The organism is Paenibacillus provencensis (assembly GCF_042678545.1).
Classification (GTDB): Bacteria; Bacillota; Bacilli; order Paenibacillales; family Paenibacillaceae; genus Paenibacillus; species Paenibacillus provencensis.
On record NZ_JBHTKX010000004.1, the window covers coordinates 221,451 to 235,799 of the forward strand.

At 39.6% G+C, this 14,349-nt stretch carries 15 protein-coding genes; all 15 read left to right on the forward strand.

The features are described 5' to 3' along the window. Nucleotides 1-8 precede the first annotated feature (8 nt). The 15 genes from ACFQ3J_RS21610 (at nucleotide 9) to ACFQ3J_RS21680 (ending at nucleotide 14,338) form a co-directional block, all read left to right on the forward strand. Nucleotides 9-650: a hypothetical protein gene (locus ACFQ3J_RS21610; RefSeq protein WP_090727338.1), complete on the forward strand. Its 642-nt coding sequence runs from the start codon at nucleotides 9-11 to the stop codon at nucleotides 648-650. After that, the gene (locus ACFQ3J_RS21615) at nucleotides 647-3,472 is read left to right on the forward strand and encodes a DEAD/DEAH box helicase family protein (protein ID WP_090727340.1); all 2,826 of its coding nucleotides are present in this window, start codon (nucleotides 647-649) and stop codon (nucleotides 3,470-3,472) included. Before ACFQ3J_RS21610 ends, ACFQ3J_RS21615 begins: the two co-directional genes overlap by 4 nt. 173 nt (nucleotides 3,473-3,645) lie before the next feature. Continuing rightward, nucleotides 3,646-3,990 (forward strand): hypothetical protein, encoded by a 345-nt coding sequence (locus ACFQ3J_RS21620; RefSeq protein ID WP_090727342.1) that lies wholly within the window; start codon nucleotides 3,646-3,648, stop codon nucleotides 3,988-3,990. Between the two features lie 23 nt (nucleotides 3,991-4,013). Next, nucleotides 4,014-5,804, forward strand: coding sequence for a DUF4365 domain-containing protein (locus ACFQ3J_RS21625; protein WP_090727343.1), 1,791 nt, complete (start codon nucleotides 4,014-4,016; stop codon nucleotides 5,802-5,804). A 705-nt stretch (nucleotides 5,805-6,509) separates the two neighbouring features. Beyond that, the gene (locus ACFQ3J_RS21630; protein ID WP_090727345.1) at nucleotides 6,510-6,896 is read left to right on the forward strand and encodes a PadR family transcriptional regulator; all 387 of its coding nucleotides are present in this window, start codon (nucleotides 6,510-6,512) and stop codon (nucleotides 6,894-6,896) included. A gap of 75 nt (nucleotides 6,897-6,971) precedes the next feature. Beyond that, a complete protein-coding gene (locus ACFQ3J_RS21635) occupies nucleotides 6,972-7,628 on the forward strand; it encodes a hypothetical protein (RefSeq protein WP_090727346.1) in 657 nt (218 codons plus the stop codon). 727 nt (nucleotides 7,629-8,355) lie between these two features. Next, entirely contained in the window at nucleotides 8,356-9,396 is a 1,041-nt protein-coding gene (locus ACFQ3J_RS21640) for an ATP-dependent DNA helicase (RefSeq protein WP_090728189.1), read from the forward strand. Next, a complete protein-coding gene (locus ACFQ3J_RS21645) occupies nucleotides 9,371-10,273 on the forward strand; it encodes an ATP-dependent DNA helicase (protein WP_177178859.1) in 903 nt (300 codons plus the stop codon). Before ACFQ3J_RS21640 ends, ACFQ3J_RS21645 begins: the two co-directional genes overlap by 26 nt. A gap of 19 nt (nucleotides 10,274-10,292) precedes the next feature. After that, nucleotides 10,293-11,012 carry a metal-dependent hydrolase gene (locus tag ACFQ3J_RS21650; protein ID WP_090728192.1) on the forward strand — a complete coding sequence of 240 codons (720 nt, stop codon included), beginning with the start codon at nucleotides 10,293-10,295 and terminating at the stop codon, nucleotides 11,010-11,012. A gap of 3 nt (nucleotides 11,013-11,015) precedes the next feature. Beyond that, the gene (locus tag ACFQ3J_RS21655; RefSeq protein ID WP_379293986.1) at nucleotides 11,016-11,282 is read left to right on the forward strand and encodes a helix-turn-helix transcriptional regulator; all 267 of its coding nucleotides are present in this window, start codon (nucleotides 11,016-11,018) and stop codon (nucleotides 11,280-11,282) included. A gap of 90 nt (nucleotides 11,283-11,372) precedes the next feature. Then, entirely contained in the window at nucleotides 11,373-11,840 is a 468-nt protein-coding gene (locus tag ACFQ3J_RS21660) for a hypothetical protein (protein WP_090728195.1), read from the forward strand. 83 nt (nucleotides 11,841-11,923) lie between these two features. Continuing rightward, nucleotides 11,924-12,094, forward strand: a complete 171-nt coding sequence (locus tag ACFQ3J_RS21665) for a hypothetical protein (RefSeq protein WP_177178860.1) — start codon at nucleotides 11,924-11,926, stop codon at nucleotides 12,092-12,094. 438 nt (nucleotides 12,095-12,532) lie between these two features. Continuing rightward, nucleotides 12,533-12,874 carry a hypothetical protein gene (locus ACFQ3J_RS21670; protein WP_090728197.1) on the forward strand — a complete coding sequence of 114 codons (342 nt, stop codon included), beginning with the start codon at nucleotides 12,533-12,535 and terminating at the stop codon, nucleotides 12,872-12,874. 16 nt (nucleotides 12,875-12,890) lie between these two features. Continuing rightward, on the forward strand, nucleotides 12,891-13,628 hold the full coding sequence (locus tag ACFQ3J_RS21675; protein ID WP_090728199.1) for a hypothetical protein: 738 nt from the start codon (nucleotides 12,891-12,893) through the stop codon (nucleotides 13,626-13,628). Beyond that, the gene (locus tag ACFQ3J_RS21680; protein WP_090728201.1) at nucleotides 13,625-14,338 is read left to right on the forward strand and encodes a hypothetical protein; all 714 of its coding nucleotides are present in this window, start codon (nucleotides 13,625-13,627) and stop codon (nucleotides 14,336-14,338) included. The genes ACFQ3J_RS21675 and ACFQ3J_RS21680 overlap by 4 nt, the downstream gene beginning before the upstream one ends. Nucleotides 14,339-14,349: the final 11 nt, after the last annotated feature.

The following is a 14,349-nucleotide window of genomic DNA, read 5'->3' on the forward strand; positions in this document are numbered from 1 at the left end:
TAGAGACCATGAAATTTATGGAGTTTACTCATAAGGATATATATGTGAAGGTTCATTGCTCACTATTAGTGACAAAGTATGATTCAACTACTAAAAATAATTATCTCATTTATACGAATGTTATAGATATTGATTCGCGTGTGCAGGCAGTTTTTGCTCAATTTCATCATGCCAAGAAAGCAGAAGATGTAACTTTTCGTTTCTATCATGCACCGCGTATTGGAGAGAAAGGGTATGATCGATCCTCTTTCTATATTAAACCCTATGGAAAATACAAGCATCTCTCACAGCGCGAAGATGAGACGCTGGTTACCGGAATTGTTGCCAGTGAAAGAGTTTTATCGCGCCAGGACCAAGGTTATTGTATTTTTGCATGGGATGGCAATATACACGAAAGACTTTTCTGGGCAATCGATGCTTACTATGAGACGCCAATGCTAGAAGAGTGGATCCCTTACTTATATCTTCGGCTATTCCAGGATGGTTATCTCGTTCAACTTGATGTATATGATTACACGGGAGACTATCAAAACCTGGTTGCTTTTGAGCTGCTCGCTGGAGAGGAAATATTGGATGAGTATATATCTTATGGACTCAGAACAGGGGCAATTCAACTGGTTGAGGATATAAATGGGGAGGCCGTTTCATGAGTGAATCTTCAGAAATAAGCAATGTGGTGATTGAGGCAATTGACCCTGCTCTGGAAGAGAAAAAGGTTTCCTCTCTTTCCGATGTGGAATCTATTGGGGATTATTTAGGGTTATTTGGAGCAGACCTGATTAGACGTCTTAACGATGAATATGTACCAGTTCATCATCCAGGTCAAAATAAACCACTCCAGTTGTTAGAGAACCTTAAGCGTCCATTATTTCAAGCACAAGCTCACGTCGTAACTGCATTAATTAAGGGGTTTCAGCGTCATCGTAATCTCTTAGTTATTGGTGAGCCTGGAACAGGGAAAACATCCGTCTCTATCTCAGTTTTTTATTCCCTAATCACAGAATTACTCCAGAAAAAATCTGGACGGGTTCTTTATATGGTCCCAAATCATCTGATAAAGAAGACGAAGCGGGAATGGGGTATTCTGCTAGATAAGGATCTGTTTGAGGTTCACTTTCTATCAGACTATATTGACGTTATCAAGCTCCGAGATAGCAGAAGATTGGAGACGAAACCTAAAAAAATTGAGGTTTACATCATTGCAAGGGATACTGCTAAACTAGGTTATATTTACGAACCGGTTGCACATTGGTCGGACCGTACATATCAGCAGCAGTTTCAAAACAATGATGGGACAGTTCGAACTGTTGAAAAGGTTGCTTTTCGCGGATGGAGATGCCCCGATTGTGGTGGACAATTAATGAAAGAGAAAGAGGACAGTCTTGTACCGATGGAGTATGAGGACTTTTTTAATAAGCATGGAAAGCCTACGCGTAGAAAAACGAACTTGTACTGTTCTAATCAAGTACGCCTCTATAAAAATGTAGATCCCGACAAGGATGAGACCCGTATTTGTGGGTCAAGACTTTGGCAGGCGAAGAATTCGAAAAAATCATATATATCTGGTAAGCCGAAACCGGTTGCTGGGGTGGCGCCACGAAAAGTATCTCCTGCGGATTTGTTTAAGCGTTGGTTTAAAGGCAAATTTGACCTGGCCATCGGTGACGAATGCCATGAGTTAGCAGGAGGGAGCGCTCAAGCTCATGCTTTTCATGTATTTTTGAATTGTGCCAAACGAGGGATCGCAATGACCGGAACTTTGTCCAATGGTTATGCTTCTTCCTTATTCGAATTGTTTTTCCGGATGTTTCCCTCTCGTCTGAAGCAGATGGGCTTTAATTGGGGAGACGTAGGAAAGTGGGTCGATTTGTACGGTGTACGGGAAAGGGTCACTAAAATACGTGATGACGGAGATTTGAACAGCTCTAGTAACGGGAAGTCGAAAAGGACAAGTGTTAAGGAGTTGCCGGCTGCCGCACCGCAGCTCTTCACGGACATACTCAGTGACGTTGCAGTTTTTATACAGATGGCTGATATGTTCGAAGTCCTGCCGGAACTCAAAGAAGGACCGATGAGTGTTCCTCTTGAGGGTGAAAGAAGACTTATAAGCTGCAAAACCCAAATTGTTCGACGACCAGGTAGAAAGAGAAAGATTGAAAAGAAAATGAGGTTACTTGCGCCAGATTGGTATCTCAGAAAAAATCTGACTGAAGTCGAAAATCGTCTGCGAGAAGCTGTGCAAAAAGAGCTCGCTGCAGGTGGCCAGTCGGTACTTCTAGGGAGCCTTGTGAATACACTTTTGAGTTATTCAGATGTCCCTTTCAATTTCGAAGGTGTCTTTCATCCGGATACAGGAGAATGCATAGTGCCGGGTAGTTACCGGCTTAGTGAGCGCCTATTATATCCTAAGGAGCTTCAGATGATCAAGTTTGTCCGATCGCAGCTAAAGCTCGGGCGAAGGGTAGGCATTTATGCGACTTATACGGGGAAAATGGGCACTCTGCAGCGACTCTCTCAGTTACTTGAAGAAAGAGGGATAAAGACAGCCCTACTTGGAACAGAGGTAAAGGGACCAGATAGAGAAGAGTGGATTGCCGAAAGGGTAAGGGAAGGTGCTCAGGTAATACTGACGAATCCAATCCTGGTTAGCACTGGCCTTGATTTATTGATGTTTCCTTCACTTTATTTCTATCAGACTGGGCACCGTCTGAATATTGTGCGGCAGGCATCAAGACGGCATTGGCGGATAGGTCAGCCGAATAAATGTCTTACTGTTTACAACTCATATCAGGGAACAATGCAGGAGCTGGCCATTAATCTTATGGCAGCCAAAATGAGCGCTGCCCAAGCCTTAGAAGGTCAGTTTTCCCAGGAAGGCTTATCAGCTCTTACTGAAGGTTCTGGAGGAAGCCTTGCTACGGAATTGGCGAAACGCTTTGTTGGTAATAATATCGAAGGTGTGGAAAGTGCTGAGTCCATTTGGGGCAAGATGACTATAGATGCGACTCAGTTTATTCCGGAATCTTCGGTACAAGCTTTGGTACAGGAAGATACTATTAACGACAATTCCAGTGATTTTGTTGAGGTGGAAGTTCCTTCAGTAGATGTTATTGAAGCGGGATCCCTGCAAGAAGTACTCCTTAAATGGGCAGATGAGTCTATACCAGCTGATCTTCATTCACGATTTGAGCAACAAATAAAATATGTTGTGGAGCGAGTAAAGCAAGGTGTAGAGGGCTTAGAGTTCTCCTGCAGTGCTGAGTCTACGGTTCTAAGCTGGGATCGTTCAAAAGCACCAAGAGATGCGATTGATTTTCGTCGATGGGTTTTTAACTTGACGAATAAGATTGTTCATGAGCAGTCTACATCGAAACAGGAGAAAATTAGACTTGTGGTCGAAGGTAATAAACCAGCTGCCAAAACGAAGAAGAAATACAACGTGGGTGCTGGGCAGATAGCTTTCAATTTTTGAATCTCCTATTAGTGATCTGAAAAATGAGTTTGATAATACAGAAAATCGTTATAAAAAAAGGTGCTGGCTTGCCGGCATCTTTTTTCTGTTTTTATTTATGAAAAAATTTTGTGAAAATCAACTTCCGTTATATGATAAATACAAAATATACGGAAAAAGGGAGGTTTTTATCTATGGGAACACAGAAAATTAATCCAACATGCAGAATTTGTGAGAAGCTCAATGATGAAATGACCCATTGTGCTGTCTTTGGAGCAATAACACCAGAAAATACTAATAATACAGCGCTAGGGGCGGCTTGTGCTAAGTCAGGTGATTATGTGAGATTGTTACATGCACGTCCTAATGAGTACAATTATGGTTATAGACAAGTAGATAGTGTTGTTGCTGAGAGAGAAGATGAGGAGCTTTTAGTATTTGACGCAGCTGATGAGGCAGAGGGTTTTCAAATTCAGAATGGCATTACATTAGAGGAATGGGCAAGAATGACCTTCGGCAATGGAAATAATCAGGTCTGAAAACAAAATAAGGGGGATCCAGGGTGGCCAAGCTTTCAAATCAGAAGAAGGAACGTCAGACGGTAAATGCAATTGAATATCTGGCAAATTTACCAGACTCCTATTTGATACCTGATATACCAGTTGGAGATAAGGGAATTTCGTTTGACGGGCATATCTCTGTAATGAAGGATGACTCAGAGACTAAAGAATCCCTAATTGGAAGGGTACCTGTACAAGTGAAGGGGACTGAAATAGAGCATTTCACTGAAGGGATTAGGAGCTTCAGCTTCGAGTTAGCTGATTATCGAAATTTTTTTAATTCTGATGGTGTTCTCTTACTTGTTGGAGAGGTCAAACCGAACGGAGAAACTAAGCTTTTTTACAAAGCTTTGCTTGCTCTCGAGATAAATGAATTACTACAACGTTTTAACAAACAGAAACAGAGGGTTATTGATTTACGACCACTGGATGAAACAAGGTTATATGATGTTTGTTATAAATTTTTGACTGAACAAACACTGCAATCAAGGCAGCTCGTAACGCATAAGCCGTTTCAAATTCATGAGTTTCCAGAATTAAGGTTGACCAGTATGACTTACTCTCCTTCATTTGATGAGTCTTTGGAGAAAATTTTCGAACATGACTTCACAATGTATGGTGTCCGAAACCAAGCTCACTTTCCTTTAAATAGGATTAGAATTGAATCCATCAATGTGATTGAAGGTGTTATTACATTCAGTGATGATCAAAGAAACTATCACGTTTTTACTGACATCGAAATAAAACAAGGTGTTAAATTTATAACTTTAGAAAAATCATATGTTCTTAGTTTAAGTGATATTGATGGTGTTATTATACTTAATTATGAAGTCCTAAATTTTCACACTCTTTCTGCTCAGTTAAAAGTTGTTCCTCTGCTTATCAGTTTGTTTTCAGGGAATAAATTAAGTTTTGAAGGTGGCGCCTATATTCATATGAGTCCTCAAAAAGATACTCTAGCAGAATTACTGGAATGGTATGACTGTTTGCTCGAATTAGAGAAAACTTTTGAGCTTTTGGGTATAGAAAAAACAACAGTTATTGAACAAAAACAAGATCGTCAATTAGGTTTGGAGCTAGAATGGTTAATTCTTCGGGTGCTGAAAAATGATGTTCGAGGATTTTCATTTGAAAAATCGAAAAGTGGAATGTTTAATTTTTATGTTGGTGATAAATCAATCCTATTGTTCTATAATTCAACAGCCAAGAAGAAAATTGTAAGTGCTTTTTCGGATAAAGTAGCTGATGCAAGAGTGTATTTTAGAGATGAAAATGATGAAAAGTTTCCTCACAGTATATATTTATTACTTACTGATGATGCACTAGCAGAAGGAGTAAATCTTAACAGTCAAGTGATTTGTCAAACTTTTGATCAATTCGATCCCTTTATGAATAACACATCAGCAGATCATACGAATAGTTTCTGTTTAAAATGCATTAACGCATTTATCAAGTCTGGAAAGAGTGAGCTCTTGGATATAGCTGACTACATTTATGATAAAGCCAAGGGGACTGCGAGTGAGAACGAGGAGTATATTCGTATCAACAAGTTACAAATCAAACTTTGGCGAGATGGACGTCTAACTTCCGAAGATAGTAAATATCTGTATCAAAAAAAGATGAAAGCTATAAAAGAAGAAAATCAGGCGTTATCATTTTGCGTTAATGTATTGCTTAAAAATTCTGAAGAGAGTAAGTTTTTCTTTAGCTTGATGGATAAACAAGTACAAGAATACTATATGACACTGCCCATCTATAAATTGTATGAGTCTTTTAATCCTGTAACTGAATGATCAGTTATCAGATCTTCGGGGTAAAAAGGTCAAACCCGCTTTTTGTTTTGTATATAAAGAAAGGTGGGTTTGATTACTCATACCAGTGTTTACACTAAGCGTGTTTACACGGTTAACACGAACTCGTATTGCTTCGTCGTCGCTCTTCCTGCTACCGTCCACCGTATCCATCCATTGTTTGTCCGGCTGGCTGCCCCCCCCAGATAATTCTCTCACTAGATATACAACTTCGTTAACTTACTTACATCTGCGATTATGTACCTTCAACACAGACCTTTTTTCCGTCCTCTTTTTTTATTTCTTCTACAATTTTTCTAATTCTTTTGATACCTTTTAAACCCGGTTTTTGCGCAGCGCGCGGCCCCCCCGACAGTCGTAATCTGTTGCTGGATTCGGATTAAGTTACATTGTTATTATCTACAGCTACATACCTACTTAGCAAAAGAATAGATCCGGATTGAGTTGCAGATATAGAGCTCTGCAGCTAGGTTCGAATCTAGATACAGAAGAAGTAGAAAATTGGTATAAAGGGGATAAACAAAAGAGATTGCTCGTATGATGGAGAGCGGGAAGGAAAAGGCGTGTAAACACGGATAGTAATTCCACGCTTTGGTTGAGAAATATGTTATAATTAGTACATTATACGGGGCCCTGCCCTATTCAATTTAACGGTTAACATTGATACTTTGCAAGAGGAGGCGTGTTATGCCTAGAAATGATAATCCCGTAGAAAAAGAGGGAACCTTGGGTTATGTTGTTAAAGTGCAGCAAGTGATTGATTTCGTTGTTTTATCCGAGCTGCAGGGCGGAAAGCAGCTCTATGTTAGTGAGCTGGATAAAAAGATTGCGTCCGTTTTAGGCGGAGTTGGCGTGAACGATTCATATCTTAGTGCTAGGCTCAGAAAGTTGGCCGAGAATGGGCACGTCATTCGTGAGTGGAAAGGTGATGATCGATACAACCGGTATTATAGCATCACTGATTCTGGCCACGAATACTTCGTTCAAATGTTACGTGATCTACCTGAACGAGTCACAATGGCAAAGAAGGTCTATTCTAACTTTGAAAAATACATGAAGAAGTTTGATGTATAAGAATGTACTAAGCACTAAAATCAGTTTCCCTCCAGTTCGGATGTAACTGATGTATTTATGTGGGGAGTGAAAAATATGGACGATCTGAATTACCCAGATATTGTTCGAAGGCTAAAGGAGTCATTTCCAAAAGGAACAGTCAAGCTGCGATCCGATACACAGAAAGCTTATATTCCGAATCAGATATATACTGACAGGCTGGAAGCTGCAACGGAGGGGCAGTGGAGCAAAACCATTAAAGATATCGAAATCAATTTGGAGCAGCAGTACGTTAAAGTAATAGTTTCAATTTCTATAAGTGATTACAGCAGAGATGGATTCGGCTTCGCATATATTGATAAAGATGGCCAGGGACGTCCGAAAGTATCCAACGCACTTGATCAGGCTGCCGCAAGCGCTTTTGTTGAAGCGGTAGATAGTTGGCAAATGGGATGGAGTGATCTTGCTCCATATAAGGACTGGGGAGATAATCCAGCTTTGCGTCACCTCATAGGCAGTAATCCTGCTCCAGAAGGACAGAAACGAGTTGTCCATTCCAATTCAAGGATTGAGCGAAATTGTATAATGGCAGGCTGCGGAAAACCACTATCAGCTGATGAATGGGAGCTGCTCAAACAAGTTCCAAATCTCAACCGTGATAGAATGATTTACTGTTTTGATCATCTTCCAGAGCATTTAAAAAGAAAAATCCCCGACAAAGAAATGAAAGCATTCTTGCAAAGTCAAGAATAAAATTAAAGAGCCAGTATTAATGAAAAAGTCAGCACGGCGATATATCTCCTGGTAAAGATACAATACGTACTACAAAAAACCTGACAGCTACGATTAGCTGTCAGGTTTTTTGTTGAAATGAAAGTATTATTTGATCATTATACTGATAGTTAGAATACGGTGTCTCGATCATTATATGCTGGCCATCTATTTGAACTTTTATCGAAGCTTACACTTGCACCGTAATTAGCTGCCCCCCCAGAGAAGGAAATACTATTAATAGAGGTAGTGTCCCAAGTGTGCGCATAAACTGTGCGAGCGTTACCATTATAATTTACAAATTTAGAGTCATAAGTAACCGAAGCTGCAAATCCCCAACCGATATAGGTTGCTATTGGCACACCATCTCTTTGAATGCGTGCTTTGTCCTGGAAATCGAATGCTACCCCTAGTTTTCCGTTACCCCAAGAAACACTACGGGATTCGAAAGAATGACCATCATTGTCATGCCAGTATCCCAAAATTTGTCGATATTATTTAAAACACAGTTTCTTCAGTAAAGTTTGTTTTTTCCATTTATTATTTATTTCGATTAGTTTATCTAATGAAGATCAATAAGAAATTAACAAAAAGTCCCGCTCAATCAAAATTTCAGTGCTAAAATGTTATGATTTTTGATAGTCTTATTGTACTATATATGTATATTAGTATATTAACTAACATACAATAATTGTTGAGGAGCGGTTCTGTGGAAGAGTTTATTCAAAGAGCACTCGGGGCTGAGGGACATCTGTCGAAGCTTGTTAAAGGTTATTCTCCACGTTCACCGCAGATGCTTATTTCAAACAAAGTGGGGGCAGCGTTAGAGGGTGAAAAGCATCTATTGGCTGAAGCCGGTACAGGTACAGGGAAGTCGCTTGGCTATTTGATACCTGCAGCCAAGTGGGCTGTTGAAAACAACAAGACTGTTATTGTTTGTACCCATACGATCCCGCTAATGACTCAGATAGTAAATGTAGAACTGCCTCGTGTACAACAGATTCTAAAAATGGAGCATCAAAATCTTAAGTATCAACTTGTTAAGGGAAAGTCACATTACGTTTGCTACTCGAAGCTTGAGAATTTGTGGCAAGAAACGCTACGGAGCATGAATAAAGAAGCTAAAACAGTGCAGAAGATCTTCAAAAAAGTGACCCGAGAGTATGTAAATGATCGTACAGGGCTTGGATTCGATGTAGAAGATAGCTTATGGAAGAAAATATCTGCGAGCAATTGTCGAGCAATTAATAAGCCTGAGTCATGCGTAATTGAAGAGCTGAAAGAAAAAATGATTCAATCCCATATTATTGTTACAAATCATGCATATTTCTTCTCAGATCTTGCCATTCGGCGGAAGACAGGAAATGGTTCTCTTCCAAATTACGATGCCGTCATTTTCGATGAGGCTCATGAAATGGAAGATGTCTGCTGCCAAATCTTTGAGAAGTCTGCTGACATAAACCAGTTTGAGTCTTTATTCGATCAATTGTTCCAACGTGACATCTTTAAAGAATTAGATCATGGTGCGCAGCTTAAGCTAACTCAACTTCGCCAGGATATCCACCGTAACCTTGACCAAGTATTTACTGGGGTTGGAAATGAAATGGGGAACAAAGCATATCAGCTCTTAGACAAACAGATTGATGTATCAGAGGCTTGCTCTTTAATTAAGGATTTCTTGGAGACATTAAAAAGTATGAATGTCCGTGGTGCTTCCGATATTCTTGATCGGCTCTTTGAGTATAATTGACCTTGATTTCATTAGTAACAATGCTAAACGATCCTGGGCATACTGGGCTACTGTTCGTGGCCGTGATCAGATCACCCTGCATGCTGCTCCACTGTTTCCAAAAGTTGTACTGGCTTCTAGCTTATTCGATAAAGTGCCTGTTATTCTAACAAGCGCTACGATGTCCAATAGCGGGAACTTTTCTTTCTTTGCTGGACGGGTTGGAGTCAAAGAGTATGATTCAGTCGTTGTCGGTAGTCCGTTTGATTACATAAACAAGACGATGATTATCGTACCGGATGATGCACCTGAACCAAACAGTCCTGGTTTCAACGGATATACTGCAGAAAAGCTAGAGGAGATAACGATGTATACTGGCGGTCGTATGCTTGTCCTTTTTACAAGTTTTGATGCGATGAACCAGGTCGCTCGTTCTTTCCAAAAGTATTGTAGTGAAGTGGGTTATCATCTATTAGTTCAGTATCCTGGATGTAATCGTGAAGAACTCATTCAACAACTAAAAAATGAGCCAAGAACAATCGTATTTGGGTCATCTAGTTTCTGGACCGGTGTTGATGTCGCAGGAGAAGCTCTTACTACAGTAGTGATCCCTAGATTACCTTTTCCACATCCCGACGATCCTTTAATAAAAGCACAAATTGAGCTTCTTGAGAAAGCCAATAGAAGCAGCTTTTTCGACTATATGTTTCCCAAGATGATATTTAAACTTAAACAGGGTTTTGGCCGTTTAAATCGCTCAGTTCATTGCCAAGGAGCTGTTATCATCCTGGATAACCGAATGAGAACGAAGCGATATAAAGGACTTATTATTAAATCATTACCGAAGTGTCAATATTCATCTACAGTATCGGATTTAGTAAATATCCTGCCGGTATAGTGGAAAGGAGCTGGCGTCTATGATGGGAAGAGCACATTTAGTTATCAGTACGGGGCTATCCTTATCTGCACTCCAACTAGCTGATCAAGAAATTACAATACCCGTAATAGTAGTTGCTGTTTTAAGTTCACTACTTCCTGATATCGATGAACCAAATTCTCTTTTAGTTTCAAGAGCAATTCCAAAAACAGTAATTCGCACATTCCAGCTGCTTCTCTTATTGGCTGCAGCTGCTGTCATCTTTCTTGGAGAAGCGTATTCTCCGTGGAATTATATGTTGGCCATAGCTGCAGCAATCATTACCTTTCTCCCGAATCGAACATTGAAGAATGTCATTATGATTTTAACGGGAATCATACTGATTGCTTTCGGCAGCCAAATCTCGCCTTGGAACTATATTGGAGGTTCCTTACTTATACTTGTGTCGTTCCTGCCGCACCGAGGATTAACTCATACAATCTATGGATTGGTTGGTTGGACCTTGATCTTATATTTGACTACAGGTGATATATCTATCTGGCTAGCTGGAGGGTTATCCTACATGCTTCATCTACTTGCAGATGCATTAACGAACCGTGGTATACGAATTCTCCCACCATTTAAGTACGTACTGAGATTTCGGATTATGAGTACAGGAAGTTTCAGAGGTTCCCTAGTTGAATATCTTTGCATGGGAGTGACACTTGGTGTGGTCTGGCTCACATTTTTCTTAGATAAAAATTTATTTACTGGAGGCTAAATTATGAGTCTTGATCTTCAAATTATTAGAATCAATTTATATCCCGTTTTTAAGGAATTAAAGGCTAAATACGGACTAACAAAGAGAGAAACACAAGTGATTGAAGCTTTAACTATCTACGGTGAAAACAACCATAATCTAGGGAGCAGATTAAAAGCTAGTGAGAACACAATAAAAAATCATATGTCCCGAATATTGGTTAAGACCAAACTTAGCTCTGCCCGTGAACTTCAAGCTCTTATTCTAAGATCCTTAATGAGTTTTGAATAAAGTAACTGCTGCAGTAATCACATCCTTAAACCAGCTAAATACATAATTAGTAGATGTTAAGAACACATTCAGGGAAGGAGACCTCTTAAAATGTCATATATTCATTTATCCGTACAAGAGCTACAGCGATTACTTTCTTTGTTTCCTGCTTCATTAAAAACAGAAGATACATCTCTTTATAACAAGTTGCATGATTGCCTCGAAAAAAATAAAGAAAGAAGTAAATATGATTTTCTCATTGAGCAATTTTCAGAGTTCCGATTATCTCAAATATTCGAAATTCCTGAACACTTGATGGATCTAGAAGTAGGGTACTATTTTGGTCAGTTTGAAGGGAAAACTTATCGCAGCGTGGCAAAGTATTTAAAGCGTAATGACTATACCATTATGCGAGACTTAATGGAGATTACCGTATATAAGCTAGGTAATATTCGTTATATTGGACCCATCGGAAGATCTGCTATCTTTGATGCCTTAGATCCCTATTTAATACCTAAATACTTTCCAACAGATGTTACTACACGGTCTGAACACACCACACACAAGAGTGTTATCTGATATATTTGTTTATGAGAGAAGGGTTCTCGAGTCTCATCGATCTTAGTTATAAGAAACATACATACATTTAGGAGGAAATTCAAATGAAACCTAATGAGATTGCAAAAGAAAAGCCCCAAACAACTAAAAATCTTAATAAAAATGACTACTTAAAGAGAATAAAGAGCATTAAATCTGAGGATTTGATAGGTATTATCGGTATGACCATCGCGTTAGCTACTGCTTTTATTCTGCTTATCGGAGTTTTTATGTAGAGGCTTGGAAGAAACGATCGAGCATTATGTTAAATACAGTAGTACCGATCATCAAGTTAAGCAAAATCGGTATGTAGATAAAGAAGTGGAATTTTGGAAACAATCCTGAAGGAATACATAAGGACAGCATAAATAAGGTTCAGCCGTTTGGGGGAAGGGTGAAACACACCTTTCTCCATCCTTAAAACTAACTGCTCATTTATAAGGCGCATAGTTTATACCGTAGAGCTTCACTCAGGTTGAATCATATGCTATACTTACTTCATTATCAGTACTTAATGTTTTTCTTTGCCGCTATTAATTTGGTAAAGATAGGGGAAGCGGTATTAACCGTCAAAATATGAGGCTATCTATTAGCCGTTGGAAACAGGAGACAACCTTTGGTATGTCTTTTTTGTTTTCAACGGCTTTTTTTATGCCTAACGAGGAGGAATAAAAATGCGTATTAACATGAACACTCTCAAGCAAGTCCTGCCCTGTCAACCAGATGGACAAACCACCTCAAAAACACTATCAGTTGGAATCTTCCGTGCAATTGAGGCTGCCCATGAATTGGTTAATAGCAGCGAAGTTGACTGGAATTCGTTTACGCTTGCAGAAGCTGAAGAAGCTTTAGATCATGCTATGGCGTACGAGTGTGATGAACACATCGAGTATGGGGATTATGCAAACATCAACAGTGGGAATGCGATTCACGAATACCTGCATAGTCATAATCTCATATTTCAGTTGAAGCGGTCTGCTCCAGAAAAACAGACAGCAACAGTTCAATTCTTTTGAGAGGTGTGAGGAGATCATGGAGAAGTCCTACTACTGTTCAGAACAGGTTGGACAAATGCAGGCTACCTACGACTCTTTAGTCATGCTGAAGATGATCGAGGTTGCTGGATGTGATATCGTGAACAACCCAGTCAATTACTACTGTTATGATTGGGGGGATCAATATCCCGTATTTTTGACATGCATTAAAAGAGTATTTGGAGACGCACAACACATCGAAGAGCTTATAAACCCCCATGGAGAGGAAGAGAACACTTTTAAACTCCCATTACCGGAACTCATCCAATTTGCAGAACTCCTTGGTAAAGAAGAAAGTGACCGGTACGTAGCCAATTTTAATAGGATGTTGAATCGTAGTTGCGATTATCTAGATTTCAGTATGGAAGGGATAGTTGTAAACGCTAGTATTCAAATTACCTTAACTGGCTTCTATGGTATTTTATCTCCCTTTCTTAAAGTGTTGTTAGAAATTAAACAAATGGTGCAGCAAGTTATTCGTGAATGCAAATCACAGATAACTAACAGCTCTCAGAATATAGTTTTGCTGAAGGAGCTTAATCAAAGGGTTGTTGGATCCGTTCCTGAAGTATCCATCACTGATAGCACAACTGTTGTGTTTGCCCAGATCATGAAGTTCCTCGGTGGGAACTCCTCATCTGAGAGCAGTGATAACTTAACCTTCAGTGAGATGAGAAACATTTTAACCCATGTACTTGACCAGGTGACTATAAATAGGAAGGATGATGTGGCATGAGCCAGCAGCATTTAGTAGAGAAAAACAATACAGGAAATGAAATGGTTATTCGGATCCGCGACCATTATGCACTTCCCATTGTTGAGGAGTATATTGACGGTGTTAAGGTCGGTGAAGGTATTTATACACATGAAGCGGTTGCTAGTGCTATTCTTCAGTCTCTAGAAACTGGATTAGTACGAACACCTGTCATGCCTAGAGGTGCTCTCCATTTCGTTGAAATAACGAAGTCCCGTAAGTTCATTTTTATGGAGGTGTCTCCTCAAAACAGGAAGGCTTATTACCACGAAGCCGTAATTGAGGAAGTTCCTTTTCCAAGATTGGTATTCGGCTTTGAAATTCATGAGCGTGATAAAAAATGGGCGATCAGTCAAGTATATCTTGCAGCTTTGGAGGACCAAATCATTCCCAATGAGGAATCGATGGTCTTTTTTTATCCCTACACCAACGTTAAGGACAATTTTCAAGTTTGCTGGGGTAGTCAGCAGTTACCGGATATTGAACGGTTATCACAGCTATCTACTTTTCCAGAACTGTTCTTTAACTCTCCAAATTCGGACTGTTACTACTATAGTTCTAATAACAGCAACATGAATTATCGCGAGCTGGTGACCAAAATTAAGGGAGAAAGTTTTCCGCAAGAGTATCTTAAGCCGACTAATCTTACACTGCAGGCATGGTTCAATCGGATCGTTGGTTTTGAAGTGTAGAACCCATATAA